1 pseudogene is annotated in these 947 nt (G+C 41.8%); it reads right to left on the bottom strand.

Annotation, left to right across the window (positions count from 1 at the left end):
- A pseudogene (locus tag VCU37_RS09305) lies at window positions 1-947 on the bottom strand (cbb3-type cytochrome c oxidase subunit I); the annotation flags it as partial.

Raw genomic sequence — 947 nt, 5'->3', positions numbered from 1 at the left:
TAAATACTTTGACGCCGGTGGGGATAGCGATGATTATGGTAGCGGAGGTGAAATATGCTCGTGTGTCTACGTCTATTCCTACTGTAAATATATGGTGTGCTCACACGATAAACCCTAGGAAGCCAATTGATATCATAGCTCAGACCATACCTATGTATCCAAATGGTTCTTTTTTTCCGGAGTAGTAAGTAACTACATGTGAAATAATTCCAAACCCTGGAAGAATTAAGATGTACACTTCTGGGTGGCCGAAGAATCAGAATAGGTGTTGATAAAGAATTGGGTCTCCACCTCCAGCGGGGTCGAAGAAAGTAGTATTTAGATTTCGGTCTGTAAGGAGTATAGTGATACCTGCTGCTAATACTGGCAGTGAGAGAAGTAGTAGGACGGCTGTAATTAGTACGGATCATACAAAGAGAGGTGTCTGATATTGGGTTATAGCAGGGGGTTTTATATTAATGATAGTGGTGATAAAGTTGATAGCTCCTAAGATAGAAGACACCCCGGCTAGGTGGAGGGAAAAAATAGTTAAATCTACGGATGCCCCAGCATGGGCTAGGTTTCCGGCTAAGGGGGGATATACTGTTCATCCTGTTCCAGCTCCAGCTTCTACTATGGAGGATGCTAAAAGGAGTAGAAATGATGGAGGAAGCAGTCAAAAGCTTATGTTATTTATTCGTGGGAATGCTATATCAGGGGCTCCAATTATTAGTGGTACAAGTCAGTTTCCGAAGCCTCCAATTATTATAGGTATTACTATAAAGAAAATTATTACGAATGCATGGGCTGTGACGATGACATTATAGATTTGGTCATCTCCTAGGAGTGCGCCTGGCTGTCCTAGTTCAGCTCGAATTAGAATACTTAAAGCTGTCCCTACTATTCCTGCTCAGGCTCCAAATAATAGGTAGAGGGTTCCGATATCTTTGTGATTGGTTGAGAATAAT

The sequence above is a fragment of the Stomatohabitans albus genome (assembly GCF_036336025.1).
Taxonomy (GTDB): domain Bacteria; phylum Actinomycetota; class Nitriliruptoria; order Euzebyales; family Euzebyaceae; genus Stomatohabitans; species Stomatohabitans albus.
The sequence above is the reverse complement of the archived record's forward strand: the minus strand, read 5'-3'. Positions and strand labels throughout refer to the sequence as shown.